The sequence below is a fragment of the Fibrella aestuarina BUZ 2 genome, assembly GCF_000331105.1.
GTDB classification, from domain to species: domain Bacteria; phylum Bacteroidota; class Bacteroidia; order Cytophagales; family Spirosomataceae; genus Fibrella; species Fibrella aestuarina.
The window spans coordinates 5,025,079-5,049,464 of the sequence record NC_020054.1; the positions used below are offsets into that span (position 1 = coordinate 5,025,079).

Sequence of the window (24,386 nt, forward strand, 5' to 3'; positions counted from 1 at the left end):
GACTCTGTCAAAACTGTAGGTAGGTGAATTGGGTTGATGGGCTATGAACAACCAACTTGTTGCCTTGCCCAGCCGCCTTCTGACCCATCTGCCCCACTCACTTCAACGCTGCGGGTTGGCGCTGATGGCTTGCTTTTGCGCTTTGCTGACGGGGTGCACCACCGACCGCGCCAGCCTGGCAACCGGCCCTAAAATCCGGCTACAGGTGGGTGACATCAAAGAAATAAGCATGGCTACCCGCGCCGACACAACCTGGCAGCTGACCGCCACGTCCGATAATCAGGAGGTGGTCGACGTGTCGCGCAAGCAGCCCGTAGCGGCAACAGGTGGCCCCCCGGCATCAACACCGGGACCGGCCGTTTTCCTGCTTAAAGGCGTCACGGTGGGCACGGCCCGGGTAGTATTTTCGGAGAAGCAATTGGGCGCAACTGGCGACGGCCAGGTGAAAAAGACCTACACCGTCGTTGTGTCCAGTAAGTGATACGAGCTTTGTTATGTAAGGGACAGGAAAAGGCTTTGCTTTCGCCACGCCCCCTACCCTATGCCCATGCGCCTATTCCAGCGCGCGCTTCAGGTCGAAAATTAGATCGTCGGCATGCTCCAGCCCGATCGACAGGCGAAGCAGGTTGGGTGGCGTCAGGCTGTTGGCACCTTCCACACTAGCCCGGTGCTCGATCAGGCTTTCGACGCCGCCGAGGCTCGTGGCACGGGTGAAAATCTGCACTTTGGCCGCCACGCGCATGGCCTCCTCAGCCCCGCCACGTACCTGAATCGACAGCATCGCGCCAAACCCGCTCATTTGCTTTTTGGCAATCTCGTGGCCGGGGTGGTTCGGCAGGCCAGGGTAATGTACCACCTCCACGGCGGGGTGAGTAGCCAGAAAATCAGCCACTTTAGCCGCAGTTTCGGTTTGCATACGTACCCGGGCGGTCAGGGTTTTGATGCCGCGCAGTACCAGCCAGCACTCAAACGGTGAGGGCACCGCCCCTCCTACCGACTGCAACCGACGTACCCGTTGATAGAGCGGGCCATCTTCCTTGAAAACCAAGACCCCGCCCAGCACATCGGAGTGGCCGCCGAGGTATTTGGTCGTGGCGTGCATGACTACGTCGCAGCCCAGCAACAGAGGCCGCTGCAAGACCGGCGATGCCCAGGTGTTGTCACACACGCAGATTGCCCCGCCCTCGTGCGCGATGTCGGCAATGGCCTGAATGTCTACTATCCGCAACAGCGGATTCGATGGCGTTTCCACCCATATCACTCGCGTATTCTCATGCATGGCGGCACGTACCTGATCGAGGTCGGTCATGTCAACGCGGCTGTAGGTCAGGCCCCAGGGGTGCATCAGTTCTTCCAGCAGGGTGGGCGTTCCGTAATAGGCGTCGGTCGGGATAATGACGTGATCGCCGGGAGCCAGCGCCAGGAACAGATTGAGTGTAGCCGCCTGCCCCGAGGCGTAGGCCATCGACGCAAACCCGCCTTCCAGCGCCGTCAGGCTGCGCTCGAGGGCGTCGCGGTTGGGGTTGGCATTGCGGGCATAGAGATAGCCGTGTTTAAACGTCCCGTCGGCGTCGCGTTCAAAGGTAGTCGAGAGGTAAATCGGCGGCGCCACGGCCCCGGCGTTTCGGTCGTAATAATGCGTTGAGAGTAGCGCGACGGTTTCAGGTTTCATAAGCTAAACGAGCTAAGCAAAGAGGCTGCAAGATACGTAACGAAAAACCCCGCCGTTTGACAATGTAGCAAACGACGGGGTTTTGTGGCAATCGACTGACCAATGCGTTCGTTGCTCGTTGGCTAAAGCCAAGGCAAGCCCCACTACTATGCTGTGGGGAGTATCGGCTACTTCGCTTGGCCCAATCTACGTCTTAGGAACATCCAACTCCTTTTTCTGGTCGTCACTGATCAACTGCAACTCAATAACGGCAGGTTGTTGACGAACACCGCCTGGGAGACGAATGTAGTGCATACGCCCTTCAATGTGTTCGAGTGGCAGAACCTGCTTGCTTCCCAACAATTTCTGACTGGCAATTTTCTGGTTTTTTGGTATGTTGACCTTCAACATGTTGGTAACCGGCGTGTTGAAGACAACCATGTACGTTTTTCCTGAGGTCTTACTCTTGGTATAGTACCCCCAATCTTCTTTCCTGAAATCGCTTTGCCCGGCCGCATAGATGGCCTCTCCGTTAACGGCCATCCAGTTACCGATTTCCTTGGCCAGACGAATTTCTTCCTCCCTAAACGAACCGTCACCTTTGGGGCCAAAGTTGAGAACAAAATTGCCGCCTTTCGAAACGCAGTTAGCCAGCATCTCAATAATTTCCGACGAACTCTTTACATGCCCGCTCCACCGAGCATTGTAACCCCACTGGTTTTCAGGCACGGTCATTACACACTCCCAGTCGTACCCTTTGACCTCCGCAATGGTTTCCGGGATTTTCCGTTCCCAAACCTGATGGTAGTCTCCCATTAGCCGACCATTCGCGTCGAGATGGCGGTTCCCTTTTTCGTCGGCCCGCAATCGGCTGCCAATGACCAAGCCGGGACGTAGTTTTTTCAGGTACTGTTCCAGCTCATCCGAGAAAGCGCCGCTGGCTTTCCAGGATTTGTCCCAGGTTCCGTCAAACCATAGCCCTTTAGTCGTCGGATACAGCGTTAGCAATTCTGTGAGCTGGTTTTTGGTGAACTCCTTAAACCGATCGAAAGCTACACTATCGCTCTTCGTTTTTAGTTCGTAGCGCCAGTCAGGGTTGTGCCAGTCCATGATGGAGAAGTAGAGATAAACGTCTATTCCCTGCTTATTGTAGGCCTCCACAAAGGGCTTGATGATGTCTTTTTTCCAAGGCGACTGCATGATTGTAAAATCACTGTATTTGCTCGGCCACAGGCAAAATCCATCGTGGTGCTTGGTCGTGAACGTTACATATTTGGTGCCCATATTTTTCGCCATCAACGCCCAGGCAACCGGATCATACTTTACGGGATTAAATTGGCTAATGAGCGCATCGTACTCTTTCGGGTCGACTTTCTTCGACGACCGAATCCACTCTGCTGCGCCGTTTACAGGCTGGCCGTGCCAGAATCCACCCGGAATGGCGTAAAGGCCCCAGTGAATAAACTGGCCAAGGCCATAATCACGCCAGTGGGCCATGTCGGAATCGGTTCGGTTACCGATCCGGTGGGCTCCATGCCTGAGTGGGATCGAATCCGTCGGTTGCGCTATTCCACTCAGACAGGTTAACAGCAGTAGCAGGAGAAAAACCACGCTCATTGGTGGCACGATACGGGTCAATGTTGGGTTCAAAGCCATTGAGTTCATTGCTTGATAGACAGTTATGTTTATTCGGCACGACCACTCATTTTGGGTCACGCAGCGTGGTGATATCAACAGCAGGAGCCGGCAGTTTCATAGCGGCAATGGCCTGGTAAACCGACTCATCTACCTTAAAGCCCCATTTCCGGAAGAAATCAGACAAGTCTTTCTGTGTAATCTCGCTCACACTTAGCATAAAATACCGCATCTTGTCGGCGTCGCTCGTTATGGCAGGTCTTGTATCCCGGGTTTTTGTGCTGAGCTTACTAAACAGGTTATCGCCGAACGCCAGATACAATTGCTGAAACGGGATAAGCTTCAGTTCATTGTCACCAGTATTGTAGTCCCGGTCGGCTATTGGTTTCTTGAAGTAAGTATCCAGCTTCGGCCAGCTATTATTAATGGTTACCCGGCTCTTGGGCAGGCCAAATCCACGCTCAGCAGCCATCGAATACACGTTTACCGTGGTTTCGCCCAAACTTGACCAAGTCCATGCCTTTTGCTGGTATGTGTGGCCAACCTCATGCCACAGCCCCCATCCGTTGGTATTTGACAGGTACAGGGGTTGCAGCATTCGGTACGATAGTGCTTCGGTGTAATAAATGGCAATCCCTGCCGCCATGTACCCCCCAGATGCCGAATCCCGAACCGTGATTAAGTGTTTATTGTCTGGAATGGCATGCACACCTACCCGTCCGCTCAATCCACTGATTCTGTTCTCAAAATCAATAATAGAATCCAGGCGATTGATAATCAGGTCCTGATTTTCCCCCCGATACTTTAATGCTTCGTCCATGTTGGCCACCATGATGGCATTTTCGGATTCGAACATAACGTCGGGGACCATCGACTTCAGCGTATCAAGCGCATTGAGCCATTGCTGATGCGTATTTTTCCCTTTCCGGTAATAGGGTACAGGTAAAAAACCGTTACCAAACGTCAGTTCGACAGAACCAGTCGTCAGGTAGTCGTTGGCTGTATAAATGACATACACCAGCCCCCCGTATTTATCGACCGTGAAAGTCTGGGTACCTTCCGTCAAATTAACGTATTGCCTGACCGGCCGTACGTTATCGCGAAACGGGGTTCCAATGGCCAGACGCGCCGAATTAGGCCCGGAAATGGCTTTTACAGTTAGTGTAACCGATGAATTCGGGGCTACATAATAGCCGGTAGCCTGCATGTCGTTGTGCGTGCCCCTAAACTGTAATCGATCTGCCACTGCGGATGCCGAGGGTGTAAGCTTAAAACGCTGAACCTGATCGGCTACAGCCAGACCAACCCCTGGAATCACTCTGTGGTCCATAAAACCTAGCTGCGTACAGGAATACAGCCCGGAACCAATCGACAAGGCCAATGAAATCCTAAGCAAATTTTTCATAACTGTTTAGTTTATGGAATTGGTTTGCACAGGTTGAGCAGCAACCATGAACCAGGTTGCTTTACGGCCCGCTACTACCCGGCCCGGGTAATCAGCAGGCTAGCGAATGGCTTTTCGGCGCTTACCAGCCGGGATTCTGTTTCAGGCTCGGATTCACCTGTAGATCCTGCACGGGAATCGGAAATAGATAGGCTTTCGCCTCGTTGAATTTTCGGCCAGCAGGTATGGTTTTGGCATACGGCAGTACGTACCCTTCTTCGCTTAGAAAGACATCTTTGTTAACGACCAGCGTTGGAAACTGCGACTGAACAAACTTGATACCCTCTACAGGTACGTCGATAAACCGGCCGGTTTTCCAGCGCATCAGATCGTCCCAACGGGTGTTTTCGAACGCCATTTCCACGCGCCGTTCCCGGCGAATTTCCCGGAGTAGTGGATTAATGACCCCACCTGTGTAAGTGGCGTAAATGGCATCCAACCGTGGATCAGTGGGTTCTTTCCCGACGGTTAGCACGGGCATGGCCACGCGCTTGCGCAGCAGATTAATGGTTTGGTCGATAACGGTCTGTGTGGCCTGTCCCAGTTCATACTTAGCTTCGGCGTAGTTGAGCAATACTTCGGCGAAGCGGAACATAGGCGCCGCCTGCTGCCCCAGGGTAGTGCGGTCCCAGTCGGCAGGGTTGTTGTAGAACCACTTGGCGACCCGATAGCCCGTCGGGCATTTGTTACCCGGTAAGGTCGCCAGATTGGGTAGCGGTGCGTTATTGGCTCCCTGTATGGTCCGGGCGGCCAGGTTGTAGGTGCCAAAGTTGGCAATGGTTTGGGTCAGGCGGGGGTCGCGGTTTTCCATCTCTGTCTGGATGGATGTCTTGCCCTTGAATAGCGGGCTATTGGCGATAGGCAACCCATCGGAACATAAATACTCATCGACCAGACTGCGGGTGGCCCCAAACTGATGCCGTAGATTCTGGGCAAAGTATCGGCTAAACGCGGCACCGTAATTCAGGGCCGCCGAGTACTCCCGCCACAGAATGATTTCGGTATTGCCCCGGTACGATTCGGTAGCAAATAAGCTGTTGTACACCGTGTTGGGTGACCCCTGTAACAGACTATACTTACCAAAAAGGGCTTCCGACGCCTGTACTGAGTAGGTCAGGAAGGGTGTACCGTCGAGCCCCAATTCCTTGTGGTATTTCCGGTACGTACCTTCGTGCAGCCCAATTCTCGATTTCAGGAACTGGGCCATATCCTTATTGATCCGGTTCGTTTCCTCCGATCCCTTGGCGGGCAAATAAGCGATAGCCTGATTCAGGATCGTGATGACCGAGTCCATCACGGCGGCACGGGGCGTCCGGGCGGCATACAACTCGGGCGAGTCGATGTTCAGTTCTGTATTCAGCCAGGGTACGTCGCCGAATAGCTTTACTTTTTCGAAGTAATCCCACGCTTTAAAAAATAGAACCTCGCCCAGGTATTTGTTGGCTGTGGCTGTTGGAACGGCTGCCTTCCTGTAATTGTCCAGAAAGATATTTAGCCTTCGGATGTTGTCGAAGTTCCAGCCCCCAGACTTCTGTCCGCCGGATATATGGCTGATGTATTCATCGGTTCCCACCTTTGAATAGGTAAGAGGAGCGGCATTGTCCGTGATTACGTCACCGTAGGCTGTACGCGCTATATTGACGCCCCACGGCTCAAGTATAGCATCCTGGAAACCAGAGCCAAAACCCACCACATAAGCAGGGTAAAAGCCGTTGCAGTAGAGTTTCAGGTCGTTTTCTGTCCTCCAGTAGTTTTCTCCCGTGATCTCATCGAGCGGAAAGCGATCAAGACCCTCCTGACAACCGGAAAGCAGGAGGCCTATTGCACTGGCAAGTACTAGGTTTATGTAGTTTTTCATATCGGTAACGATGCGGCACAGAAATGATTAGAACGACGCCTGAACCCCAAACGCGATGGATTTAATAACTGGATAGCTTGAAGCGCTTACCCCGGTCAATTCAGGGTCATATGTATCCGGCACGCTTTTTAGGGTGAACAGGTTAAAGGCTGATGCCGACACCCGAACGCGTTGAAGCTTGATCCGGTCCGTAAATACCTTCGGAATCGTATAGCCAATAGCTACGTTTTTCAGGCGCATATAGGCGCCATTTTGAAGATAACGCGTCTGAGTCTGGCGGTTTCTGGACGTATTCTTGTAGGCGGGGAAATAGGCATCAGTCCGCTCTGGTGTCCAGGAATTGTTATAGGTCTCATAGGTACCGGTTGCTCCTGCGCCCCAGAACAAGTTATTGCTGATCCAGAGGTCCCGTTTACCAATACCCTGGAAAAAGATATTCAGATCGAAGTTTCTGAACGTCAGGGTATTATTAAAACCGAACTGATAGCGGGGGGTACTGTTACCAATGATTCGCCTGTCGCCGGGGTCGGCTACCGTGCTGGCGCCGGGGCCTACTACGCCATCGCCGTTCAGGTCATTGTAGCGAACGTCTCCCGGGAACCAGAGCCCCGACGAAATCAGGCGTTGGCTGGGGGCGTTGTTGATCTCCTCCTGGGTTTGAAAGAGGCCAGCGGTTTCGTACCCCCATATCTCGCCAGATCGCTGACCTACGTACAGCGTTGACAGCGACTGGGCCGGGTTATTATCAAATTTGACGACTTTGGCTTGGTAATCACCAAGCGTCAATTGCGTCTCGTAGCCAAGCCCGTAGGTGGTTTGATTCCGGTAATTAAGCGTCAGTTCCCAGCCTTTGGTATCCAGAGTACCCGAGTTCTTCTGGGGCGACGACGTACCCAGCACGGCCGGATATATTTCGCCGACCGTCAGAATGTTGGTTGTTTTCCGGTCATACCAGTCAAACGTGATGCCCAGGTTTTTAAACAGGGTCACGTCGGCCCCAAAGTCAATTGTCGTAGCGGTTTCCCAGGTTAAGAACGGAGAGATCAGACCAGGTGCCGTTACGGCCACTGGTCGGCTACTCAAGTCGCCCAGTAGGTATTCAAGTTGAGAAATCGTACCGTACCGGGCGATGTAAGGGTAAAAATCCGACACGTTCTGATTGCCCAGGCTACCATACGACCCTCTGAGTTTCAAGTCACTGATAACCGGCCTGATCCCGTTGAAGAACGGCTCTTCACTAATGCGCCAGCCTGCCGAAAAAGAGGGAAAGAATTTACCTCTGGTTGCCGCCGGGAACCGCGACGTAGCGTCGTAACGACCATTGGATTCGATCAGATACTTGCCTTTATAGTCATAATTGAGCCGATAAAAAATCCCGTCCACTGCCCAGTTTGCCTCGGCGTCGCTTACGGTCTGTTGGCCCTGAGCCTGACTAATCACCGGGATATTTGGATTTATGTTGTTCCGGCGTCCGGTCAGGCTACGGCTGAGGTACCACTCCCGGTTGTAGCCTATTACGCCCTGGAAGTTGTGCGCTTCTGCAATTGTCCTGCTGTAATTGGTGTATAGGTTTATAGTGTACTTGTTTGAGTTAGCATCGTAGCGCTGTATATAGTCTGGATTCGTGTGTACGTTCGTAAACGAGTTTCTATTTGTTTCTAGCCGGTTGAGCGTAGGCACAACGGTTTTCTGATTGTCCGTGATGTTGCGGTAGGAAAGATCCGCTTTCAATGTCCAGTTAGGAGTAAACGTAATGGTTGGCGAAATCGTGAACAGGGTATTGGCGGTACGTGATAGGTCCGACGATCCATAGTCCATGAACGACAAGATATTATCGGTGTATTTTGGCGCTACATTCAGCGATGCGGGTACCAGCATCGGCATGTTTACATTGATGTTGGGTTGCTGCGCCATGGCCGTCCACCATCCGCCTTTGCCGCCTGGGCTAACGGGTTCCTTGTAGGTGAAGTAGTTGAATGAGGTCTTAAAATCCACTTTGAACCACTTGCTCACCTGCGACGATACATTCAGCATGCCGTTGTACCGCTTGGCGTTATCAGTATTGATTTTATACAAACCGTCCTGATTCTGAAAGCCTAACGATCCATAATACGACATCCGATCGCTCCCGCCGGACAACGACAGCGTATGTTTCTGCATAGGCGACGCGGTGAGTAATGCTTCTTTATACGGATTTACGTTGCCTCGCCAGATGATATTCGTTTTCTGTACGTCGTCGTCCTGAAAATAATACGGTTCATTGTTGACGGGATCGTCCATGTACTCCTTGATTTTCTGAAGTTTCTGCACCTCGAATGCGCCGGCCGACTGATTTTCGAGCGAAAAGGCTTTTACTACAGCATCTTGCAGATCGTACGCATTCATAAGATTCGGGATCGTGGTGGGCGCACTCCATTGGAAAGAATTGGTGTAATCCACCCGTTGCTTTCCTTTACCCGTTTTGGTCGTGATCAGTACTACGCCAAAAGCCGCCCGGGCCCCGTAAATGGCTGACGCCGCAGCGTCTTTCAATACCGTAACTGACTGAATATCTTCAGGATTGAGCAAATTGGGGTTCATTTCTATCCCATCGACCAGAATGAATGGCGAACCACTTTGAAAATCCCCTCCAGACGTGAAGGATGTTTGCCCTCTCACGTTGTAGGAAGGGGCAGTACTGGGGTTCCCGTTACTAATCGTTACGTTGAAATTAGCGATGGTTCCCTGCAGAGCCTGGCCCAGATTGGTCACGGGCCTGCTCTCAAGAACCTTAGCGTCGATCTGACTAACGGCTCCGGTGAGATTAACCTTTTTCTGTGTGCCGAATCCTACCACAACCACTTCGTTCAGTGTTTTGGTATCCTCCTGCAATACGATGGTGAGGGGGCCATTGCCTGCTACTACCTCTTGCTGGACATAACCGATGCTGCTGATAACCAGCAGGGAGTTGGCGTCTCGCACCGTAATTGAAAACGATCCATCTACACTGGTACTCGTACCGTTTTTTGTACCTTTTTCCAATATGCTAACGCCAGGCAGCATCTGTCCGGTAACGTCTTTAACGCTACCTTTTACCAATATAGGATCCAGGTTTTGTATCAAAGTTGCCTCCGCTCTACTAGTTAATACCAGACAAAAGGCAAACAAACAGCCAGCCCAAAAAGCAACACTTTTTCGACGTGTATTAGGTCTTAACGAAGGGCTTTCTACACTAGCCGCTACCGTGATTCGTCCACTATTGACATGTAAAATCTTGTTCATATATTAATTTAACGGCTAAGTTAATTCACAAAAAAAATCTTCAATTTTTCCGCAATAGGCCACAATTAAATACTAATCTTTACTAATTTCTTAATAAGAATAAATCCTTGACTTTAAAACAAGGCGGAATACATTTTTAACAACATGTATTCTCAGGATCTACTGTCAATGGCATAAAACAGCCGATCGTATTACTCTATCCATTTACTTAATTAACCAATCAAACTGAACCGTCTCTGTCGGCAAATTATATAGCTCGATTATAAAGCCAAACTTACTGGCCACGTGAATAAGATAAAAGGCATATAGACTAAATAGACAAGAAAGAGGCGAGATTTTTGTTATGCAACCGATTGTATTCAGCATACAAACGATTGCACAATACCACTTAAATGTACACCTATTGTCTTACTGGTAGATAAAAGCCTCAACTTATTGAGCTGTATCAGAGAGGCTGTTTCAAAACAGGGGGAGGCAGTTTGATACCGATTAGAATTATATGTATCAGCTAAAGCACAAACTCTCAAACTAATATTCTATTTAATTTTTATATCTTCAATTAGCTCAATCAGAGCTATAAAAATAAAATACACTATTATTGTTTTAATATAAAAGACTGCAATTGAACAATATTTTTCTATTTACAGAAATGACCTAACCACTTACATGTCATAATAAACATCAGAATCAATCAAAAGTAGAATTCGCATAAGATCGCTACCCAAAAGAACAAACACTATTTAAGACATACTTTAGCTAGCTTTAACTACCCTAACCACACATTCTCTTGTCATTAACTCTTTGCTGCAACTATGTACAGTTTTAATAGACGTCTATTATTAAATCTGGAAGCATTATTCAAACCAACTCATATACATTTAAGTAAGGCAATAAGAAGACTTTACGTTATTCCACTGAAATCTATTAAACAAGTCAAGCTATGATGATGTATATCCGTTGTTCAACAAATAGACTTTCTTTCACAAGAGTAAGTCATTACGAATCAATCCACGTATGAATAAACAATTTCAACTTATACTACTTTCCATGCGTAAAGCAGGACGAATAGCTTCTTATTGTATAAAATCGATCGTTATCAAATCAGATTCGCCACTGGCGTTTTATCCTAATAAATAAAGGGCTCTCCGGTTAACCGGAGAGCCCTTTATTTATTAGGATAAAACGCTTACTTATTCGCTACCAGCTTCATGCCAACCGTGAAGTCGTCATAGATGGCTTTGTCGCCGATGTTTTCGAAGAACGATTTCGACCCGTAACGGATGTCATACTTGGTGCGGTCGAGGGTCGCTTTGCCTTCGGCAGTCACCGTATTACCCGCCATTTTCACCGTAGCCGGGAAGGTCACCGCGTTGGTGATGCCTTTGATCGTCATGTTGCCGGTGATGTCGTAGTTCTCACCGCCTTTGGGCGTCACTTTCGTGATTTTGAACGTCGACGTGGGGTATTTAGCCGTGTTGAAGAAATCTTCGCTCTTCATGTGGCCGATAAATTTGGCGTTGTAGCCCGCGTCGGTCAGGTCCGTACAAGTGATGCTGTTCATGTCGAACGTAAACTCACCGCCCGTCAGTTTGCTGCCATCAACAACAAACGAACCGTCTTTCACTTTCACGTTTCCGCTGTGTTCGCCGGTTACTTTCTTACCATTCCAGGTAAGCACACTTTTGGCCGCATCCACTTTGTAGGCGGTTGCTTTGGCAGGGGCAACGGCTTTAACAGCCGTTTTGCCAGGTCCACTAAATGAGGTAGCGGTGGTGAGGGCAACGGCAGCAAGGCCGGCCAGAATCAGGTTGCTTTTCATAGCATGTATTAATTGAAAGGTAAAAAAAGAATTCGTGTTAGTCGCCGTTGATGCTGCTCCGGAACGTGTCGAGCAGGCCATTCAACTCATCGGCATGGGTGCACTCGTAAGCATTGAACTGCTGCTCCCACTGCTGCTGGGCCACGTCGATCTTGTTGAGCAGCGCCAGCCCTTTATCGGTGATGATCACATCGACGGCCCGGCGATCGCTGGGGCATTCGGTGCGGTCAACCAGTTTCTTGTCGACCAGCTTGTCCACAAGCCGCGAGGCGTTCGACATTTTGTCGAGCATCCGCTCGGTGATGTCGTTGATGCGAACGGGGTTTGGGTGCTGGCCCCGCAGGATCCGCAGCACGTTGTACTGGGGGAGCGTCAGCCCGAAGGGCTTCAGCAGCCGCATCTGGCTATGCACCAACCAGTTGTTGGTAAACATCAGGTTGACAATAACCCGATGCAGTGGCGACCGAAAAGTGGCTTGTCTGATTTCGTCTTCGATGCGCATAGTGTAGCAGCGTTGTTCTTTTCGATGCAAATATAATGTTGCTACATTAATTACAAGCGTAAAAGAAAGTTAGTTCGCTGCGCCTAAACATTTTTTAGGCCTACTCGTACGGCGTGATTTGTGGGGAGTTGATATCAAAGTCGCGGAAGCGCAGCACCGGTACCCCTTCAAAGGCAAAGCGGAAGGCCGACGGGGTATTGGGCAGATTGGGGTAGTAGGCCAACCGGACTTGAAAACTGTTGAACGTGAGGTTCTCGTTGCGTAGCCGGAACCCGAGGCCGTATCCCTGATACAGAGGCCCTGCCAGCAGCGACTGCTCCGGGAAGGTGACCAGGCCGAAATTGGCAAACGTGATAAACGCCACCCGGAACCCCAGCACATTCAGGCGGGAGAACAGCAGATTTTCGTAATTCACCACCAGCCGCTTGGTGCCAATGAGTAAATCGTTGCCCACCCCAAAGGCATTGTTCCCGTTCAGGTTTACGTATTCATTGGTAAACCGGTCGGCCCCCAGGGTCAGGCGCGTGTTCAGAAAATGCCGCATCTGCCCCAGCGTCAGCTTCGTCAGTGGGCTGAAATAATTGGTTTCTAGACCCAGCACGGTCTGCTCGCGCTGCCCGCTACGGTAATACGTACCCAGACTTGCGAGCCCGTACAGGTACCCTGCCTTCCGAATGTATTGGCCCCGCGAGAAGTTGACACCCAGGTACGAGCGCTCGCCCAGTTCGGCCCGCTCGAAGCCAGTTACCAGCGATGCCACAGTGCCGTAAGGCACGTCCTCAGTGCGGCCAAAGCCGTAAATCAACACGTCGCGTACGTAGCGGCGCTGCGAATAACCGATGCTAAAAAGCGTGGTGCGCCGGTTCTGGTAAAGCTGATTGGTATCGGCCCGCACGTCGGGGCGGCGGGTGTAATCGTAGGTCGTAACGCGTCCCGCCACCACAATCCGGGCGCGGTCTTCGGGGTTGCGAACCCGAAACGGCGACGGAAACGACCGCCCCAGCCAGATGTCGGAATAGTAGTAATTGAGCGGAAACATCACCGCGCTATCCTGCCGGGTAATGATGCGGTTGGTGAGCCAGTAGCGCCCCAGTTCAACCAGCCCCGCCCACTTGGTGTCGGGGTTAAGAAACGGCCTGAACACTTTGACCGACAGAAACTTCTGGTAGCGCAGTAGCACCACGTCGGCCTGCCCGGTCAGGAAGGTTTTGCCGATGTACGGGATCAGGTAGCGGCCTTCGTACTCGGTCTTCTGGCCGGGAAACGTACCGTTGTAGGCGATCCGGTTGCGCAGTTGATGCCCCAGCCCGCGGAAATTGCGTTGCTCGAGCGCAATCTGAAAATTGTTGAACCCGCTGAAGCCGCCATCGGGCAGCAGCGACCATACATCCTGCGTGATGACGTACACATCCACAAACTGGCGGCTACCAAGGCGCGGCAGCACCAGAATCCGGGCATCGTGGAAGATCCCCACGTTTCGCAGCAGGCGCTCATTGTCGCGCAGCTGCGTCGGATTGACCGGGTCGCCTTCCTGAAAGAGCAGGTACGAACGACGGATCACGTTCTCGCGGGTGTTAACGTGCAGGTTGTTGCCGGTCCGTTCCAGCCAGTTCATGGGGCGCCGGGTGGTATCATACACGCTATTGCCGAAGACCCCAAGCCGCTGAACGTAAATCTTGCCGATGATACGCCCGGCGTAGGGCTGAAACGGGTTCACCTCGATCTTGGCCACTTCTCCCGACGGGCGGCTGTTGTACACGTCGCGAAAGAGCGCGTCGTAGAGCTGCCGGGTCAAGTTGCGCTTGTACATCCGCGTTTTCAAGCGCGTGTACATCAAACTGTCGCGGGCGCGTTCGGCACTGTCGGCCACCATTGTCCCATACGGTGTGGCGAGCGAATCGGCCGACGACCGACGCAATTTCTTGGGAGTCGCTGGTTGTGTCGAATCCGCTTTTTCCTGCGCCCAACCCAACGTACCTGACCCCAATAGCAGGCACGCTATCAGACAGACCAGTCGGCAGTTCGATACCAGTTGTTTCACGAAACGCGGATCGTTAGTATGTTGATTGGACAAGTTAGTGATTTGATCGTTTAACCAGTCCATCGCCTTTATATCATCCGCTGCATCCAGATGTCGTGCTGATCCTCGCCACCGAAGGGGAATACGTGCCAGCCAAACGGTGTGAAACCCATTTTTTCGTAGAAAGCGCGGGCCGGCAGATTGTGCTCCCACACGCCCAGCCAGACCGCCCGGTGCCCCTGACTGCGGGCATAGTCGAGCGCAAACGTCATCAGTTGCCGCCCCCAGCCACGCCCGGTGTACTGCTCGAGCAGGTAGATCTGCACGATTTCGAGGGCGTTGCGCTCGGCCATACGGCGCGGCGGCGCATGACGACGTAGTTTCAGAAAACCCACCAGTTCGCCCGCTTCTTCGGCCAGCCAGAAGGTCGTGCGCTTGTCGTCCATGGCTACGGCATAGTGAGGAAACGTAATGTACTCATCCAGAAAGGCTTCGACCGGATTACCGGGGTACTTTGCCGGACTAAAGGCTTCATAAATGGCCTGACGGGCAACGGTCACGAGCGTTGTCAGGTCAGCAGGCGTAGCAGGGCGGATCGTCATGGGGCGGTGGGGAGTAAAAAGTGACTAATGTATAATGCAGGCTGTACAATGGGCTGACGCAAACTCAAGGTGCATCAGTCCATTGTACAGCCTGCATTATACATTATCCATCAATACGCTCGGGCAAAGACAACCCGTTTTTGGGAGGGCTTACCCGAGAAAATACAAACGCCGTCTTCGTCGGGTGCATCCAGCGGAATGCAGCGGATAGTCGCTTTGGTTTGCTCTTTGATGGCCTCTTCGGTTTCAGAGGTACCATCCCAGTGCGCCAGAATAAAGCCACCTTTCTCGATCTGCGCCTTGAACTCGTCGAACGTATCGACGCGGAACGTATTGGCTTCGCGGAAGGCCAGCGCTTTCTGGTAAATCGTCTGCTGAATGTTCGCCAGCAACGCCTGAATGTGCGCCGTCAGGCCGTCGAATGGTACGGTTTCTTTAGTCTTCAGGTCGCGGCGGGCAATCTCGACGGTGCCGTTTTCCAGGTCACGGGCACCCATAGCCAGCCGCACAGGTACGCCCCGCAGCTCATATTCGGCAAATTTCCAGCCCGGCTTGTTGGCGTCCGAATCGTCGTATTTCACCGAGATACCGGCCTTACGGAGTTCCTGCATCAACGGCTTTACTTTGGCCGAAATGGCCTCAAGTTGCTCGTCGGTGCGGTAGATCGGCACAATCACCACCTGGATGGGCGCCAGTTTCGGCGGTAACACCAGCCCGTCGTCATCCGAGTGGGCCATGATGAGCGCCCCCATCAGCCGCGTCGATACACCCCACGACGTACCCCACACATATTCGTGCGTGTTCTGCTTGTTCAGGAACTGCACGTCGAAAGCCTTGGCAAAGTTTTGCCCCAGGAAGTGCGACGTACCGGCCTGCAGGGCTTTGCCATCCTGCATCATGGCTTCGATACACAGCGTATCGTCGGCGCCGGCAAAGCGTTCGTTGGCGGTCTTGGTGCCGCGAATCACGGGTAGCGCCATCCACTCTTCGGCGAAGGTGGCATACACGTCGAGCATCTGCCGGGTTTCGTCCTGCGCTTCCTGGGCGGTGGCGTGGGCGGTGTGGCCCTCCTGCCACAGAAACTCCGCCGTGCGCAGGAAAATTCGCGTCCGCATCTCCCAACGCACCACATTGGCCCATTGGTTGATCAGCAGCGGCAAATCGCGGTAGCTCTGAATCCAGTTCTTGTACGTGCTCCAGATCACCGTTTCCGAGGTAGGGCGCACAATCAGTTCTTCTTCCAGCTTCGCCTCCGGGTCGACGATCACGCCTGATCCGTCTTCGGCATTTTTCAGGCGGTAATGCGTAACCACGGCGCACTCCTTAGCAAACCCTTCCACGTGCGACGCCTCTTTGCTCAGGTACGATTTGGGGATGAACAGCGGGAAGTAGGCATTGCTGTGGCCAGTCTCCTTGAACATATCGTCCAGGGCGCGCTGCATTTTTTCCCAGATTGAAAAACCGTAGGGTTTGATGACCATACAGCCCCGAACGGCTGAGTTCTCAGCCAGTTCAGCCTTCTTGATTAATTCGTTGTACCATTCCGAGTAATCCTCGGCACGCGACGGAATTGCTTTAGCCATAAGTGGAAGTCTGGAAAGTAGTTCGAGGGCGTACGCAGTCTGGAACGTCTTTTTTAGCAGGTGGATCAGACCTACCGCCAAGGCAGACGTTCCAGACTGCGTACGCCCTCCTCAAACCACTTTCTAAACCAAGATTTATAAGTAGATTAAACCTTTGTTAGAAGCCCGGGTCTAATGGGCAGAAGGGGTTGCAAAGATAGGTTTTAATCCTATTTTTGTAATCAATCAGTCTTCTGCATGGTTATAGTGACAACCGCCACCAGTACGCATCGCTTGAACCCTCACTGATTAGCAAAACTTTCTACAACACATGGTACGCAATATGAAATGGCACTACATCGCGATGGTTGCGTTGCTGGGTGCCGGAGCTTGTAGCTCCAGCCGCCAAACGGCTCAGAATGCGGCTGAGGTCGACGACCTTTACGGCAATTCGGGCAACGCGGCCGTCTTTGCGGGCGACGACCGGAAAACGTCTGAGCAGGACGTACGCCGGGCCAGTCGGCTAGACCGGCGGCAGCAGCGCGGCAGCAACCTGAACCCTGATTACACGGATGATCAGCAGGCTGGCTACGACGTAAACCGCGACGAATATTACTCGGAACTGAGCGCCCGTAACGTGCAGCGCGGCATCTCGCCCGATCCGGGCTGGGGTGACGTCAACAACAGCTACAATAGTGGCTTTGTGAACGGCTACAACGCAGGCCTCTACGGCGCCAACAGCTGGAACCGCTGGGGCTGGAACAACACCGGCTTCTGGAATGGCCTAAGCATTGGCGTAGGTGTTGGCTCTATGTGGGGCTGGGGTGGCGGTTACAGCCCCTTCGGCTTCGGTGGTGGTTATGGCTACAGCCCATATGCCTACAGCGGCTTCTACGATCCATTCTATAGCCCCTATGGCTTTGGTGGTTACAATTCGTGGTACAGCCCTTATGGCTTCGGTGGTGGTTATGGCTACAACCCCTACGCCTGGGGTGGTTACTATCGCCCAACGGTGATCAACAACAACTACTACGTAAGCGGTGCCGATCCCTACCGCAACAGCCGTACCTACGGCCCGCGGGCTGGCTCGTCATCGGCACGGTATAATGGCGATTTCAGCAACGTACCCAGCACGGGTGGCCGGGGCGGCCGCCGCAACGGCGACTATACCTCAGGCTACACCAACTCGTCGACGGGCGATGGTACCTACTACAGCAACGGCTCAGGCCGGGGCAGCAGCCGGGGCGTAGGCTCTTACAGCAGCGGACGTACCTACGGGAACTCGTCGGGCAGCTACACGCCGTCGAGCCCAGCGGGTGGCCGTACCTCATCAGGTAACAGCTACTACGAGCGGCCGTCGAATCGGGGGTATTCGCAGCCCTACAGCAGCGGTACTGGCAGCAGCCGGGGTAGCTACTCACAACCCAGCTATTCGCAGCCTTCACAGCCAGCCTACTCGCAGCCTAGTCAGCCATCGTACAATAACAACCGGAGTTACTCGCAGCCTAGCTACAGTGCGCCGAGCGCGCCGAGTTACAGTGCTCCTAGCCATTCGTCATCGAGTGGTGGCGGTGGTGGCAGCTACTCAAGCGGTGCCGGTAGTTCGCGCGGGCCACGGTAACGGGTGAGCCGTCCAGATCGGGCTGCGCTCATAGCATGAATCATCCATTAAAATCCCCGCTCAGACCGACATCTGGCGGGGATTTTTCGTTTATATAGACGGAATAATCGTTTCTCGGTCTCGATGGTTAAACCATCGAAGCCCAACGTGTTCTAATCAACACACTGGCTCCTGTCAACGCGCCGATATTCCGCTCACTTAGCTGACACACGCACATGAAACGCTTTTTAGCCGGCCTCTTGCTGGCGCTCCCTTCTTCTACACTACTGGCACAGGGCAACTTTGCCAACTACGCCGATGATGCGTTCCGGTTCAACGATTTTACCCAGTCGGGAACGGCGCGGTTTCGGGGAACGGGCGGCAATCAGGCTGCTCTCGGTGGCGACGCCAGCAACATTACGGGCAACCCGGCGGGTCTGGGTTTCTATAACCGCTCGGAGTTTAGCCTCAGCCCGTCGCTCAACTTTAACAGCACGACCAACCGTTTTCTCGACAACACCCGCACCGCCGACAAAACCAATTTCAACATCGGGAACCTGAGTTTGGTATTTGCCGGTGAGCGTCCCCGTAGCAGTGAGTGGCGACGGTCGTCGTTCGGAATTTCGTATTCGCAGAATAATAACTTCAGCACCCTGATCGACGCACAGGGGACGAACCAGAACAACAACTCGACGTTCATCAATGAATACCTGATCGGTCTCAATTCGGGTGGTCCACAGAGTGTGCGGGAGCAGGCCCTATCGCAGGATTTTACGCCGGGCGCGGCAGGTAGTAGCGTCGCAACAGCTCGCACACCTGAGGCAGCAGCTTATGGGCTTTTTCTGATTAGCCCAACTATATATGGTGGTAATACCATTCAGGAGAATGGCTCGCCCTTCTTTATTGACCAGCCAAACGTAGTCCGGAACCAACGACTGACGCAGACCCAAACGGGTGCCAATTCGCAGTGGACGTTTGCGTATGCCGGTAACCTGCAAGACAAACTTTATCTGGGCATTTCGGGGTCAATCGCCAGCCTGCGTTACGACATGCAGCAGACGCTGCGCGAATCGCCCATCAACGGTGATTTTGACAACTACGGCCGCACCGACCAACTAACGGTTCGGGGAACCGGCTTCAACCTAACGGCGGGGGCTATCTATCGGCCCGTACAAAGCTTCCAGGTGGGCCTGTCGGCCTCAACGCCGACGTTCTACCAGATGAAGGAGACATTCAGCCAGTCGCTGTTTGCTTTTGGCCGTTCGCAGACGGTACGGAATAGCCTGGGTAACCTGTCTACGGTCGAGGTAGACCCCAACGATTTTGAATACTCGCTGACCACGCCCTTCCGGGCATCGGGCGGGTTCACCTATTTCCTGGGTGGTGGCAAGATTGGATTCATCACCGCCACGGCCGATTACGTAGCGTACCGGGGCATGCGCACCAGCACCGACTACGCCGATACCCAGACCAACGAAGATTTCACGGCTGATGTCCGACAGGTGGTACAGGATACGTACCAGAATGTAGTGAACCTGCGGGCCGGGGCCGAAATCCGGGCGTCGATCCTGCGGCTCCGGGCGGGCATTGCCTACCTGCCATCGGCTTACCGCATCGACCTTGATCGCGTGAAGAGCGCCGATCGGTCACGTACGGTTTTCTCGGGCGGGGTTGGCGTGCGCAACGACCGCTTCTTCGCCGACGTCTCAGGCTCGTATTACACGGCCAAACAAGGGCTGTCGCCGTATTACCTGAACGATGCCGATACGCCTACGGTGGCGACCAGCAACGCCCGTACAAACGTCATGCTGTCGCTGGGCCTCTTTTTCTAGATTAATTAGCGGTGATCAAAAAAGGGTGATCGATTATTCGATCACCCTTTTTTATGAGCTACGGGCGTCGTGGCGCAACCGCAGCCTTTGCCACAACCCGCCTGCCGGGCGCTCAGGCTGCGATAGGCTCGCCAGCCAAGGTAGCCAACGGCCGCTGCGAACAGCAGGAAAATCAGTATCGTTTGCATCGTACTTTCTGAAGCGAGTCTCTTAGCTTGTCAGGCCTGTCGCCGCTTCGCTCCTATCTACGCAACGTCTTACAGGATCCAGCCGTTCCGTTGGGCCAGCCGGATAATGTGCTGGTAGTGGTGCTCACCATGCCAGGCATACATCGCTAACAGATCGGCCAGGGTATACACGGCCTGATTACCCGGGTGGTAGTAGGTACGTTGCAACTGCTCGTCGGTCAGGGTTTTCAGGCACACCACCCACCGCAGATGTAGATTAGCCAGCAAGCTGAGCGACGGCGCAATGGGAAGAGCCGAATCGGGCAGCTTGGCCCATTCGGCCTCCTCATAAGGGCTGATGGTCGGGCGGTCTTCGGTCAGGGCCAGCCGGGTACGTACGTAGGCGTTGATATGGCTGTCAGCTAGGTGATGCACGACCTGCCGCACCGTCCAGCCACCGGGCCGGTAGGGCGTATCCAGTTGCCCGTCTGACAAGTCGGTCACTAGGGCTGCCAGCTTTCTGGGAAATTTTTCGATGGCCGCTATATAATTGGCCAACTCATCGGGCGAGTGCGTCAGGCCCGACGGCATGAGGCCAATCGGGTAACGTAATAAATCAAGATCCTGCATAGGAAAGGGGTTGTATTCGGATGGGGAGTCACTTGCTCGTGAACTTTTCGGAATCCAGAAAAGCTTTACGAAGTACCGATGATAACATACCGATGAACGGACACCGTATGAACTGGACTAAATTAACTACCGCGGCTCAACTCGATCAAATTAAAGCCGAATCGGCTGAGCAGCCTATCCTGATTTTCAAGCATAGCACCACCTGTTCGATCAGCGCCATGGCTCTTAGCCGGATGGAGCGCAACTGGTCTGACAGCGCGGGCATCAAACCGTACTACCTGGATTTGCTGGCGTACCGGCCCATCTCCAACCAGATTGCCGATACCTTTGGCGTTGACCATCAGTCGCCGCAGGTGTTACTCATTCAGAACGGCGAATGCGTGTACGACGCCTCGCACATGAACATCTCCTTTCAACTTCTGCAACAGGCTGTGTAATGGTAATGAATACTGTACGATGTATAATGAACAATGGGCCTACGGACGTATAAAACCCGTTGTTCATTACACATCGTACAGTATTCATTCGCTACTCCTTCAGAGTGATGCGCGCCCGGTGGCAAACGCCGCCAATGGGCGGGTTAAACTTCGAGACGCTGACTTCAACGCTTTCCACACCGGGAAAGCGTTTTTTTATGTCGCTGATGAGGTTGTGGGCGATGTGTTCGAGCAGGCGGGCGGGGCGTTTCATCACGGCCGCCGTAATCTGGTAAAGCTCTTCGTAGTTGACGGTTGCCTTCAGGCGATCTTGTTCGGCGGCTTCCGAAAAGTCAGCGTAGACCAGAATGTCCACCGCGTATTTGTTGCCGATTTTCTGTTCCTCGTCGTAGAACCCGTGGTAAGCGAAGAACTCCAGCCCTTCTAAAGCGATGACTCCCAAAATAAGTGGCTGTTTGTGGCTGTCGTTCGCGGGGGTTGGCTCGGGCGTTATTGGCACCGGCCGTCGCCAACGACAACCATCAAACGAATTTTAGATTTGATCGAAGAACGAACCACCGCTCTTCTTTTCGGCAGGCTCTACCTGTTGTTGCTGAACAGGCTGTTCTTCTCTAGGTTCGTCGTACGTCGGCGTTTCGGTGTGCGGCTGCGCGGCCGCTTCGGCACCAGCTACGGCCATCGGTTCGTTGGGTGAGTCAGGCGCGTTGGTTGCTTCGGGCAAATCGGCCGGTACTTCGGCGTCGGCAGGCAGATTGTATACCGCTGGCTCTGCCGGTTTCTCCTCGGCTACGGTTTCGCTTTCCTCAGCCACGGCCTGATCCGCAACGGGCGTTTCTGCCTCAGGTTGAGGGACCGGCGGCTGCTCGGCAACGGGGTCTACTGATGACGTCGTGTGCGACCCAGCCGTTTCAGACCCAATCAGCTGTGGGCCAGCCGCTTGTGGCTCGGCCGTTTCTGATTCACCCACCAGTTCATCGAATTTCTGCTTCGCCTGCTGCTTGGCAAATTTCTTCTCAAACCGATCGACGCTTTCCATGGCGTTGGTCGCCAACGCCCGGATCTGCACCATCAGGTTATCCTTATAACGCTCCATGGCCTTGAAGTCCTGCTCCAGCGATTTCAGTTCGACCGACAGCGTTTCGCGCACGTACCGCGACTGGTTTTCGGCGTCCTGAATCATAACCGCCGATTTCTTGCGGGCAGCGGCCAGTTGTTCGTCGGCTTTCTGGCGGGCTTCGGCCATGTATTGCTCAGCCTGCCGGTTGGCCTGCTCGGCAATGTGTGAACTGTTATCTTCAGCGTTTTTAAGGGTACGGAACAACGTCAACTCGATCTCCTTGAGCTTATTCAGCTCTTTCTCAGCCAGTTCGAGCTGCATTTTCAGCATTTTGCTCTCGCCAACCACGCGTTCCCACTCCTGGGATAGCGATGCCAGAAACGCATCGACTTCATCGACCCGATAACCGCGAAGGCTTTTCTCAAACGTATGCTGGCGGATTTCGATGGGTGTAATTTTCATGGGTGTTTGTGGTGCCAACCTGGGCATCTATGGTGGGAAATAACAACAAATTTCGGGGAAAGCATCGTTTCGGGGCAAATACTTAACCAATGACCTGCCACAACATGACGGTCCGGTCGTCGCTGGCGGTAGCGAAGTGGGTTTCCGAGAGCCACAACACGCGGTTCACCGAAGTACTATGCCCGCCATGCCGCGCCCGATCGATCACTTTCCGAAGTTGCAGGGTATCGGCATTCCACAGTTTGATGGTCTTGTCCATACTGACGGTCGCCAGCCATCGCCCGTCGGGGCTATAAGCCAGATGGTTCAGCGCGTAGAGGTGCGCCACAATGTCGTGGCTGGGTTGGTAGCCGGCCTCCACCTCCCAGGCCCGCAGGTGAGCATCGCGCCCGCCCGCCAGCAGGTGCCGGAAATCGGGTGAGTAGGCCACCGTGAAGACCGAGTTGGCGGGGCCGGAAAGTACCCGTTTCAGGTCGAAAGTCAGCAGGTCGAAAATCCGAATCTGGTTGTCGCTATAACCAACGGCCACCTCACGCTCGACGGGGTTGATGGCAATGCAGCGCGCCGACTGATCGGAGGCTTTCAGGTGCTTGCGAATGGCCCGCGTGGGTACGTCGATCACCACCACCACGCCATCGCCCAGCGCCACGAAGGCCGTTTGCTGGTATAGCTGAATATCGAAGATTGGTCCCGTGGTCAGTTTGAGCGACCCCATCACCTGCTTCCCGTCGGGATCGATAAACTGGATGCCTTCGTAATTCTGCCCTACCCACAGCAAACCGCTGGCGGGGTCGCGGGTCAGCGCGTAGACCGACGCGGGAATGCGCGCCACCAACGTACCCAGATCGGGCCGGGTGGCGTCCCAATCGGCCACCTGCCCATCGGCACCGGCCGAGTAAAAATGATCGGACTGAGCTGCATTGATCAGGGCAAAAACACTATCGCGATGGCCACCGAAGGTATCGATGCGCTCAACCTGGACGTAACTAGGCATGCTGTAGGGGGAGCAATTTGAGGCGTCAAAGTTCACCCTTCAAAACGGGACTACCAATTTGCGCCGCAACCTTGGACGTTGGCCCCTGAACGGTGAACTTTGACCGTTGAACACAGCATTACCCATGCCTCTCCTCTCAACCGATACACTTTCCCCCGACTGTCAACTGGTACGCTGGCAAATCACCGAAGATGAACCAACGCTGGCCCGGCAGCTGGTATTGACCGCCGACGAGCAGGCCGACCTCAACGGCATTACCCATCCGGGGCAGCGGGTCGAGTGGCTGGCGTGCCGGGTAGCACTCAAAAGCCTGATCGAGGACGCCGGTTTTCCGTACATGGGCCTTTACAAAGACGAATGGGGCAAACCGCATCTCTTCAGCAGTGTGCGGGGTACGTTTCTGCCCGGCCATGTGTCGCTGTCGCATACGCCTGGCTGGGCGGTGGCGGCCTGGCACTTCGCCCGGCCCATCGGCGTGGATGTCGAACCCATCCGCGACCAGTTTACCCGCGTGGTGCCGCGGGTGCTCTCGGCCACGGAGATTGCCGACGCCAACGGCCAACCCGACCGGCTGGCGGTGTACTGGTGCGCTAAAGAGGCCATGTACAAGCTGTATGGCAAACGGCAGCTCACCTTCCGCGAACACCTGCTGGTCGATTCGTTTGCCAACGGCGCCACCCAACTGACCGGCCACGTGCGCCTGCCCGATGCCTACACCGCCGTGACCATTCATTGCCAGCACGTGGCGCCGGGGCTTGTGGCAGTCGCGTATTGATTTTTGGTCATTTATCCCGTAACCCAGGAACGGCTTCGCGGCCTGGGTACGTTCTCTTCATAACCGTAACCTTCCTCC

20 protein-coding genes are annotated in these 24,386 nt (G+C 53.7%); 5 read left to right on the plus strand and 15 right to left on the minus strand.

Going from position 1 to position 24,386, the window contains the following annotated elements; translation table 11 throughout:
- Positions 1-64 precede the first annotated feature (64 nt).
- Positions 65-481 (plus strand): hypothetical protein, encoded by a 417-nt coding sequence (locus FAES_RS20910; protein WP_229364513.1) that lies wholly within the window; start codon positions 65-67, stop codon positions 479-481.
- A 72-nt stretch (positions 482-553) separates the two neighbouring features.
- Here the strand turns inward: FAES_RS20910 and FAES_RS20915 are convergent, their stop codons facing one another.
- The 10 genes from FAES_RS20915 to proS all read right to left on the minus strand — a co-directional run bounded on the left by FAES_RS20915 (position 554) and on the right by proS (position 16,375).
- Positions 554-1,672, minus strand: a complete 1,119-nt coding sequence (locus tag FAES_RS20915; protein WP_015333176.1) for a trans-sulfuration enzyme family protein — start codon at positions 1,670-1,672, stop codon at positions 554-556.
- Positions 1,673-1,858: 186 nt separating this feature from the next.
- Entirely contained in the window at positions 1,859-3,316 is a 1,458-nt protein-coding gene (locus FAES_RS20920) for an alpha-L-fucosidase (protein ID WP_015333177.1), read from the minus strand.
- 37 nt (positions 3,317-3,353) lie between these two features.
- Positions 3,354-4,691 (minus strand): M60 family metallopeptidase, encoded by a 1,338-nt coding sequence (locus tag FAES_RS20925; RefSeq protein ID WP_015333178.1) that lies wholly within the window; start codon positions 4,689-4,691, stop codon positions 3,354-3,356.
- A gap of 121 nt (positions 4,692-4,812) precedes the next feature.
- On the minus strand, positions 4,813-6,588 hold the full coding sequence (locus FAES_RS20930) for a RagB/SusD family nutrient uptake outer membrane protein (protein WP_015333179.1): 1,776 nt from the start codon (positions 6,586-6,588) through the stop codon (positions 4,813-4,815).
- 27 nt (positions 6,589-6,615) lie between these two features.
- Positions 6,616-9,849 (minus strand): SusC/RagA family TonB-linked outer membrane protein, encoded by a 3,234-nt coding sequence (locus FAES_RS20935; RefSeq protein WP_015333180.1) that lies wholly within the window; start codon positions 9,847-9,849, stop codon positions 6,616-6,618.
- A 1,186-nt stretch (positions 9,850-11,035) separates the two neighbouring features.
- Positions 11,036-11,668, minus strand: coding sequence for a YceI family protein (locus FAES_RS20940; protein ID WP_041258255.1), 633 nt, complete (start codon positions 11,666-11,668; stop codon positions 11,036-11,038).
- Positions 11,669-11,705: 37 nt separating this feature from the next.
- The gene (locus tag FAES_RS20945; protein WP_015333182.1) at positions 11,706-12,170 is read right to left on the minus strand and encodes a MarR family winged helix-turn-helix transcriptional regulator; all 465 of its coding nucleotides are present in this window, start codon (positions 12,168-12,170) and stop codon (positions 11,706-11,708) included.
- Between the two features lie 100 nt (positions 12,171-12,270).
- On the minus strand, positions 12,271-14,211 hold the full coding sequence (locus FAES_RS20950; RefSeq protein ID WP_041259274.1) for a hypothetical protein: 1,941 nt from the start codon (positions 14,209-14,211) through the stop codon (positions 12,271-12,273).
- Positions 14,212-14,279: 68 nt separating this feature from the next.
- The gene (locus FAES_RS20955; RefSeq protein ID WP_015333184.1) at positions 14,280-14,792 is read right to left on the minus strand and encodes a GNAT family N-acetyltransferase; all 513 of its coding nucleotides are present in this window, start codon (positions 14,790-14,792) and stop codon (positions 14,280-14,282) included.
- A 110-nt stretch (positions 14,793-14,902) separates the two neighbouring features.
- On the minus strand, positions 14,903-16,375 hold the full coding sequence (proS, locus tag FAES_RS20960; RefSeq protein ID WP_015333185.1) for a proline--tRNA ligase: 1,473 nt from the start codon (positions 16,373-16,375) through the stop codon (positions 14,903-14,905).
- Between the two features lie 310 nt (positions 16,376-16,685).
- Between proS and FAES_RS20965 the strand changes: the two genes are divergently transcribed.
- Positions 16,686-17,975: a hypothetical protein gene (locus FAES_RS20965; protein ID WP_015333186.1), complete on the plus strand. Its 1,290-nt coding sequence runs from the start codon at positions 16,686-16,688 to the stop codon at positions 17,973-17,975.
- 215 nt (positions 17,976-18,190) lie between these two features.
- Entirely contained in the window at positions 18,191-19,786 is a 1,596-nt protein-coding gene (locus FAES_RS20970) for a porin family protein (RefSeq protein WP_015333187.1), read from the plus strand.
- A gap of 41 nt (positions 19,787-19,827) precedes the next feature.
- Here FAES_RS20970 and FAES_RS29685 read toward each other — a convergent pair whose 3' ends face one another.
- Together FAES_RS29685 and FAES_RS20975 are read right to left on the minus strand one after the other, a co-directional pair.
- Positions 19,828-19,974, minus strand: coding sequence for a FeoB-associated Cys-rich membrane protein (locus FAES_RS29685; RefSeq protein ID WP_015333188.1), 147 nt, complete (start codon positions 19,972-19,974; stop codon positions 19,828-19,830).
- A gap of 69 nt (positions 19,975-20,043) precedes the next feature.
- Positions 20,044-20,583, minus strand: a complete 540-nt coding sequence (locus tag FAES_RS20975) for a YfiT family bacillithiol transferase (protein WP_015333189.1) — start codon at positions 20,581-20,583, stop codon at positions 20,044-20,046.
- 107 nt (positions 20,584-20,690) lie between these two features.
- Between FAES_RS20975 and ytxJ the strand changes: the two genes are divergently transcribed.
- A complete protein-coding gene (gene ytxJ / locus FAES_RS20980) occupies positions 20,691-21,020 on the plus strand; it encodes a bacillithiol system redox-active protein YtxJ (protein WP_041258256.1) in 330 nt (109 codons plus the stop codon).
- 91 nt (positions 21,021-21,111) lie between these two features.
- On the opposite strand, the gene folB is transcribed toward ytxJ, so the two are convergent.
- The 3 genes from folB to FAES_RS20995 form a co-directional block, all read right to left on the minus strand.
- The gene (gene folB, locus FAES_RS20985) at positions 21,112-21,462 is read right to left on the minus strand and encodes a dihydroneopterin aldolase (protein ID WP_015333191.1); all 351 of its coding nucleotides are present in this window, start codon (positions 21,460-21,462) and stop codon (positions 21,112-21,114) included.
- Between the two features lie 90 nt (positions 21,463-21,552).
- Positions 21,553-22,539 (minus strand): DivIVA domain-containing protein, encoded by a 987-nt coding sequence (locus tag FAES_RS20990; RefSeq protein WP_041258258.1) that lies wholly within the window; start codon positions 22,537-22,539, stop codon positions 21,553-21,555.
- Between the two features lie 82 nt (positions 22,540-22,621).
- On the minus strand, positions 22,622-23,533 hold the full coding sequence (locus FAES_RS20995) for a WD40 repeat domain-containing protein (protein ID WP_015333193.1): 912 nt from the start codon (positions 23,531-23,533) through the stop codon (positions 22,622-22,624).
- Between the two features lie 124 nt (positions 23,534-23,657).
- On the opposite strand from FAES_RS20995, the gene FAES_RS21000 reads away from it, so the two are divergent.
- Positions 23,658-24,308, plus strand: coding sequence for a 4'-phosphopantetheinyl transferase family protein (locus tag FAES_RS21000; protein ID WP_015333194.1), 651 nt, complete (start codon positions 23,658-23,660; stop codon positions 24,306-24,308).
- Positions 24,309-24,386 lie beyond the last annotated feature (78 nt).